At 40.1% G+C, this 6,487-nt stretch carries 4 protein-coding genes; 2 read left to right on the top strand and 2 right to left on the bottom strand.

Features of this window, described 5'->3' with window-relative positions:
* Together ACESK1_RS11360 and sucC are read right to left on the bottom strand one after the other, a co-directional pair.
* The coding region (locus ACESK1_RS11360; RefSeq protein WP_372920296.1) for an SLC13 family permease at positions 1 to 922 on the bottom strand (922 nt) is incomplete at its 3' end.
* A 735-nt stretch (positions 923 to 1,657) separates the two neighbouring features.
* Positions 1,658 to 2,851 carry an ADP-forming succinate--CoA ligase subunit beta gene (gene sucC / locus ACESK1_RS11355; RefSeq protein ID WP_372920295.1) on the bottom strand — a complete coding sequence of 398 codons (1,194 nt, stop codon included), beginning with the start codon at positions 2,849 to 2,851 and terminating at the stop codon, positions 1,658 to 1,660.
* Between the two features lie 275 nt (positions 2,852 to 3,126).
* Here sucC and lysA point away from each other — a divergent pair, with 275 nt between their 5' ends.
* Both lysA and ACESK1_RS11345 read left to right on the top strand, forming a co-directional pair.
* Positions 3,127 to 4,338: a diaminopimelate decarboxylase gene (gene lysA, locus ACESK1_RS11350; protein ID WP_372920294.1), complete on the top strand. Its 1,212-nt coding sequence runs from the start codon at positions 3,127 to 3,129 to the stop codon at positions 4,336 to 4,338.
* A 41-nt stretch (positions 4,339 to 4,379) separates the two neighbouring features.
* Positions 4,380 to 6,149 (top strand): SLC13 family permease, encoded by a 1,770-nt coding sequence (locus ACESK1_RS11345; protein WP_372920293.1) that lies wholly within the window; start codon positions 4,380 to 4,382, stop codon positions 6,147 to 6,149.
* The last annotated feature ends 338 nt before the right edge of the window (positions 6,150 to 6,487 follow it).

Here is a 6,487-nt window from a genome sequence, read left to right as displayed (position 1 = left end):
TGATCTTATCAGATCCTTCGGCATCTTTTAAGAATTTCTTATCCCCAACCAATTTAACCTTGGTATCTTCGATGAATGTTTTAAGATCATCCGCATCTGTTTCAAGAAGAATTATATCTTTTTCAAGTAATACATAATTGATATCAGGGGCATGAATGAGTTTATTATTTCTTACCAAACCCAAAACCAGCACATCGGTATCTGAGATATCCGCCAATTCCGAAATAGGTTTTCCAATGACTTTAGAATCTTCAGCAACTTCAACTTCTGTAATATAATCATCAATATCAAACCTTTTGTCCTCAGACTTTTTGCCGATTCTTTCTGGTAACAGCCGCCATCCAAAAAGGACAATAAAAACAAGTCCTGCCAGCATAAGTGTTAAACCCACCGGAGTAAAATCGAACATATTGAAAGATTCCCCGGTTACATCGGCACGGAATGTCGCTATAATAATATTTGGAGGGGTTCCTATTAAAGTTGTCATTCCGCCAAGCAAAGATGCAAAGGCTATAGGCATTAATATGTAAGAGGGTGGATTACCACTTTTACGTGCCAAATGTATGGCAATGGGCATCGTTATCGCCAGGGCTCCCACATTGTTCATAAAGGCGGACGCTAGTGCAACCAAAAGAGAAAGCACCAGGATCTGTACCAGTAGCTGATCACCGATCTTCATTATCCATTTTCCCAATAAGTCGATCAGACCCGAAAACTCAAAGGCTTTTCCAATTATTAATACCGATGCCACTGTTATTACTGCAGGGTGACCAAAGCCCGAAAAGGCATCAGTTGGATCAATTATACCAGTTACAATAAGGATGAAAAGTGCTATCAAGGCTACAAAATCATGACGAATACGACCCCAGGCAAACAAGCCAAACGTGAGGATAAGGGTTCCGAAAACAATATTATGAGTCATTTGGATAGGTTAAAATCAATTTTGTAATCGATACTGATCAATAAATTTAACCATTGTTAACATATATCTTCAATTCCATGCCATTAAATTCATAGATAGCTATTGTTTTTTAGTCATTAATGTCCGGCTAAGGTTTCACCCCAAACTTTATTACTATTAATAAAAGTACACACTTTAGCGGACATCCCATACTCTAGCAAAACTTTCCCCGGAAGTATTTTCCAGGCGATAGCCCAAATGCCATTATAATTCAGATTTGTTGCGGATTGATTGTACAACTGCTGATGCTGGTGGTTCAAAAAAGGATTAAAAAAACCCAGGCTTATTCAAAAATAATCTCCATGGTGCGCCTACAGCTGATGAGTTATAAAACCTGTTCATTTTTTTGAAGATTCCTTCCCAAAAAGGGACTATCTCACAATCAAATCTCCTTATATACAGCTTTCATTCTTCTAGTTACACCATGCTATTTGGGGGTTGAAGCTAAAAAATAGGACTTTACTGTACCTTTTAATCTAAATCCGGGTTTATACCGGACACTAATAAAAAAATAAGTTTTGTGAATTTAATTTCAAGGAATATGTTTTAAGGTCATTCTGAACTTGATTCAGAATCTCACTTGAAGTTTACGGTAAAGGATGATATCCCGGATCAAGTCCGGAATGACGATAGGATATTTTCCATAAAAAAAACCGCCAAGAAGGCGGTTTTCAGAAATCATATTTTATTCAGGTTTTAGCTTAGTACTTCCTGTACTTTATCGGCTGCTTCCTGGAATTCTACGGCAGAATGAATTTTCAATCCGCTGTTGTCTATTAGTTCTTTTGCGATATCAGCATTGGTTCCCTGCAAACGTACAATTATTGGAACATTTACTTTATCTCCAAGGTTTTTGTAGGCATCAATGATTCCCTGTGCCACACGGTCACAACGAACAATACCTCCAAAGATATTTACCAAAATAGCTTCTACTTTATCGTCTTTCAGGATAATTCTAAAAGCCTCTTCTACCCTTTTGGCATCGGCAGTACCTCCAACATCCAGGAAGTTTGCAGGTTCTCCACCCGCCTGTTTAATAAGATCCATCGTTGCCATAGCAAGTCCGGCACCATTTACCATACAACCCACGTTACCATCAAGGTCTACGTAGTTAAGTCCTACTTCTCTGGCTTCAACTTCGGTTGGATTTTCCTCACGGATGTCACGCATTTCAACATAATCTTTATGACGGAAAAGCGCGTTATCGTCTAAGGTTACTTTAGCATCTACAGCAAGAATCTTATCGTCGCTGGTCTTTAGTACCGGGTTGATCTCAAAAAGAGAAGAATCAGATTTTTCAAAAGCGGTGTAAAGCGCAGTCACGAATTTCACCATTTCTTTAAAAGCTGTGCCGCTAAGACCTAAATTAAAAGCCACGCGACGCGCCTGGAAAGGAAGCAATCCTACGGTAGGATCGATCTCTTCGGTGAAGATAAGGTGCGGAGTTTTCTCGGCAACGCTTTCAATATCCACTCCACCTTCGGTAGAATACATGATCATATTTCTCCCGGTAGCACGGTTAAGCAATACCGACATATAGATCTCTGAGGTCTCGCTGTCTCCGGGATAATAAACATCCTCGGCAACAAGCACCTGGTGTACTTTCTTCCCTTCGGCTGAAGTTTGCGGGGTTACCAGGTTCATCCCGATAATATCTCCTGCGATCTCTTCAACTTCTTTCAGGTTTTTGGCAAGTTTAACCCCGCCACCTTTACCACGGCCACCGGCATGTACCTGAGCTTTGATCACGTGCCAACCGGTTCCGGTTTGCTCGGTTAATTCTTTGGCGGCGTTCACGGCTTCGGTAGCATTGTGTGCTACGATTCCACGTTGAATGCGGACTCCAAAACTATTTAAAATCTCTTTTCCTTGATATTCGTGTATGTTCATAATCAGGTATTTCTTCAGATTTATTTACGGTTAACAAAAGTAACAAAACCAAAAGTAATGTACCAATCTTTTTTCCTTTAATAATGCAGGTTTCCACAGGAAGCAAATATTTGATATGCGGAGGAATAATCCTCCATAATAGTACCTTTAAATAACCAAACCAAGTTTCTTTGTATTCCTAAGAAAACAATTTAGAGGAATTCGTTATTTTTGAGACTTGTGCTTGCGGGAGTTTTATTTTCTCCTGTATTTTGCGATTTAATATTTATCCCTTTATGACCAATCAAGACCTTTTGGCCGTTGCCAAAGAATATGAAAGCCCCGTATATGTTTATGATGCTGAAAAGATCGCTTTTCAGTATAATCGGCTAAAAAATGCTTTCAGCGAAATAGATGACCTGCGCATTCATTACGCGGTAAAAGCCCTTTCCAATATTTCTATTCTGAAGTATCTTAATTCTATGGGCTGCGGACTCGATACGGTATCGGTACAGGAAGTGATGCTTGGGCTTAAAGCGGGAGTAGCTCCGAAGGATATTATCTATACCCCAAACGGCGTTTCCCTGGAGGAGATCGAGGAGGTGGTAGAGCTGGGAGCCCAGATCAATATCGATAACCTTTCCATCCTGGAACAGTTTGGCGCCAAACATCCGGAGGTACCGGTTTGTATTCGAATAAATCCGCATATCCTTGCCGGAGGAAATGCCAAAATATCAGTTGGTCATGTAGATTCCAAGTTCGGGATCTCTATTCACCAGATGCCGCTTCTATTGCGCATTGTTGAAAATACGGGGATGAACATCAACGGAATTCACATGCATACCGGCAGTGATATCCTGGATATTGAAGTGTTCTTACGTGCTTCTGAAATTCTTTTTGATGCTGCAAAAAACTTCAGGAACCTTTCCTTCCTGGATTTTGGGAGTGGATTTAAAGTGGCCTATACCGCAGGTGACATAGAAACCGATATTGAAGAACTGGGAGAAAAGCTCACCCATAGGTTCAAGGATTTCTGCAAAGATTATGGCCGCGAGCTCACCCTTGTTTTCGAACCCGGAAAGTTCCTGGTTAGCGAAGCCGGAAAATTTTTGGCCCGGGTTAATGTGATCAAACAAACCACTTCTACGGTTTTTGCAGGGGTAGATTCTGGCTTTAATCACCTTATTCGCCCAATGTTCTACGGTTCTCATCACGATATTCATAATATTTCCAACCCTGAAGGCAAACAGCGATTTTATTCGGTGGTAGGATATATTTGCGAAACCGATACTTTCGCCAATAACCGCCGAATAGCAGAGATAACCGAAGGTGATATTCTGGCATTCAGCAATGCCGGAGCTTATAGTTTTTCCATGGCCAGCAATTTTAATTCCCGGTATCGCCCTGCTGAAGTGCTATGGTACAATGGCAAAGCTCACCTAATTAGAGAAAGAGAAACTTTTGAAGACCTGTTAAGACATCAAATAGAAATAAATCTCGATATTTAAGCTGAAAAGCTAATCCATTATTAAAAGAGTTAAAAACTCAAATGGAACAAAACATTGTCTTTATAACTTTGGCTATTGCCCTGGTCCTTTTCATATGGGAAAAATTCCGATATGATATCGTGGCCTTGCTGGCGTTATTCACCCTGGTTGTTTTTAATATTATTCCTGCGGAAAATGCCTTTAGTGGTTTTGCCCATCCTGCAGTCATAACAATAGGTGCTATTTTAATAATAAGCAAGGCTCTGGATCATTCAGGACTTGTAGATATTACAGCCAGGATTCTGAATAAAATCGGAAAAAGTTTTCTTCTTCAATTAATAGTCCTCTGTGTTATAGTTACCATAGCATCGGCTTTTATGAATAATATAGGGGCTTTAGGTATAATGATGCCCGTGGCGGTACAAATGGCACGTAGAAATGGTTATGCCCCTTCCCGCATTTTAATGCCAATTGCCTTTGCATCAATTCTAGGGGGAATGACTACGCTCATCGGGACGCCTCCGAATATTATAATCGCAACTTTCAGAAAACAAAATGATATTGGAGCTTTTTCGATGTTCGATTTTACTCCCACCGGAGGAATTCTGGCAATTGCAGGTTTAATTTTCATCTCTTTAGTAGGCTGGAGATTTTTACCCAAACGCCATTCTGAAGATAATGAAGATAACCTTTTCAAAATAGACAACTACACCACCGAAGTTACTGTTACTGAAGATTCTGCCCTTAATGGAAGAACTTTAAGGGAAATGAACATAATAAGCAATACTGAAGTGCTTGCCCTGGGATTGGTTAGAAACGGAAATTTAATCTACGCTCCTTCTTCCGAGGAGAAACTTCTGAAAGATGATATTATCATTCTGGAAACCGATTCAGATGATCTGAAAACCTTTGTAAACAATACCGGAGTTAAGCTAACCGGAAAAAAACTGGTATACAAAGAATCCAAGGGTTATGGAAATATCCAGGGTCTCGAGGTAGTAGTTACAGGGGGCTCCCCTGTAATTGACAAAACAGCTATTGAACTCAACATCAGAAAAATCCAACACGTAAATGTTCTGGCTATCGCCAGGAGTGAAAAAAGGATGAGACAGCGCCTGGGAAACATTCGCCTGAAAGCAGGAGATGTTTTGTTATTACAAGGCCAAAGACATCACCTGAAACAGGCAATAACGGTAATGCAATTACTGCCATTGGCAGAAAGAAATATAAAAATAGGAAATCCCCGCCAACCCATTTTTGCATTAAGCATCTTTTTGTTAGCAATACTGGCGGTAGTTTTCAACGTATTGGCGGTAGAGATTGCGTTTTCAATTGCTGCCCTTATAATGGTAATTAATAAGATCCTTCCAATGCGGATTGTATATTCAGCAATAGATTGGCCAATAATTGTGTTGTTAGCGGCTATGATTCCTGTTGGTGAAGCTTTTGAAACCAGTGGAGGAGCTGATCTTATCACCCAATACATACTGACTATGAGTGGTGAATTTCCAATTTGGGTATTATTGTTAGTACTAATCACCATAACCACGATCCTTTCTAATGTAATCAACAATGCGGCCACGGTCATTCTAATGGCACCTATTGCTATAAAGATCGCAGTGGAAATGGAGCTTTCTGCCGATCCATTTCTAATGGCGGTTGCCCTTAGCGCTTCCTTTGCTTTTCTAACACCAATCGGGCACCAGTCCAATACTTTAGTAATGAGTCCAGGTGGATATAAATTCAGTGATTACTGGAAGATGGGGCTGCCTTTAACCCTAATTCTTATTATCCTTAGCGTTCCGGTAATTATGTTCTTTTGGCCTGTTTAATTATAGATTTTTGCTACAATGTCTATTCTAATCTGAAAAGATCATTTTTAGAGGACAAAAATATTGTGACAACAGTGGCTCTTTGGTTTCCTAAACTTTAAAAACTCTAAAAGCAAAAAAGAGGAAAGTGGCAGGTTTTTCTTAAATTTCTCCTCGGAAAAAATTCTGCCAAATGAGTCTGTATTTTATAGCCATTCTCCCACCAGAAACCCTGAGCTTACGTATAAAAAAGCTGAAACAAGAACTGGCGGAAAAATACCACACCCGGCATGCGTTGAAACTTCCGGCGCATCTTACGCTACAAATCCCCTTCAGGATGAGCGAGACCAGGGAAGAAA

This window comes from Salegentibacter sp. (assembly GCF_041642575.1).
GTDB lineage: Bacteria > Bacteroidota > Bacteroidia > Flavobacteriales > Flavobacteriaceae > Salegentibacter.
This window is presented reverse-complemented; position numbering and strand designations above follow the sequence as displayed.